2 protein-coding genes are annotated in these 1,010 nt (G+C 49.7%); both read right to left on the bottom strand.

Annotated features, from left to right (window positions below):
- A partial coding sequence (locus ACFQEU_RS16540) for a hypothetical protein (protein WP_379783926.1) occupies positions 1-208 on the bottom strand: 208 nt, incomplete at its 3' end.
- Positions 209-356: 148 nt separating this feature from the next.
- Positions 357-1,010, bottom strand: a 654-nt coding sequence (gene cobA / locus ACFQEU_RS16535) for a uroporphyrinogen-III C-methyltransferase (RefSeq protein ID WP_379783925.1), incomplete at its 5' end; no start/stop codon positions are given.

Below are 1,010 nucleotides of genomic sequence, written 5' to 3'. Positions count from 1 at the left end.
TCGTTTCATTCATGCGATCTAAGGTGACGATATTGGTACTGGCGAGTTCCAACACAGGAAAGTATACGTTCTGTATCAGATTCAACCGGTCGACGTTTTTAATGCCCGAATTAATGGTAAACATCAGAAAGAGCGCAAACCCAGTGATACCAACGGCTGGGATCAACAAAATCTTGTACTTGATACTGACTTTACTCAACCAGTTCATAGAGCCACTTACCTTTAAGTTTCAATAGATTAAGCATAGCTAATAACCGGCTGTATGCTAATCAGCGGGCGGCTATACCGGGTTATCGACTTGTTAGGAGGCGACTTTAGGAAAATACCCACTCAGAATGCGGAAAAAGAGGTTTGCGTTAACGTCTATACCACTGAAGGGCTGGCTGTAAACCGACAACACCGCCAATGATAAGCAGTGTGGGAGCCTGAATGGCTGAATTTTTGGCTATTAAAGGCAGGCTAGCCAAGGTGCCGGTATAGGTGTTCTGCTCTGGTGTTGTGCCTTTTTCGATCAATGCAGCAGGCGTAGAAGGTGCCTTGCCATGGGTGATCAACGCCTCGCAAATAGCGGGCAACCCCTGCAAGCTCATGTAGAAAACCAATGTTTGGTCGTCCGCCACTAACTCTGGCCAAAGAATATTGGTGTCGTTGGCCTTGAGGTGCCCAGTAATAAATCTCACTGACTGCGCGTGGTCGCGATGGGTTAGCGGAATACCCGCGTAGGCGGCACAGCCAGATGCCGCAGTGATGCCTGGCACCACTTCAAACGGGATGTTATTTGCCGCCAATAGTTCAATTTCCTCTCCGCCGCGCCCAAAGATAAACGGATCGCCACCTTTTAGCCGAAGTACCCGCTTGCCCTCTTTGGCGAGATCGACCAGCATTTGGTTAATGGCCGCCTGCTCTACCGCATGCTCAGCTCGGCGCTTGCCGACGTAAATTCGATCTGCATCCCGACGAACTCGCTCCATAATAGGCTCGGATACAAGCCGATCATAGAGAACGACGTC

This window comes from Halorubrum tibetense, assembly GCF_042661865.1.
GTDB lineage: Archaea > Halobacteriota > Halobacteria > Halobacteriales > Haloferacaceae > Halorubrum > Halorubrum tibetense.
The sequence above is the reverse complement of the archived record's forward strand: the minus strand, read 5'-3'. Positions and strand labels throughout refer to the sequence as shown.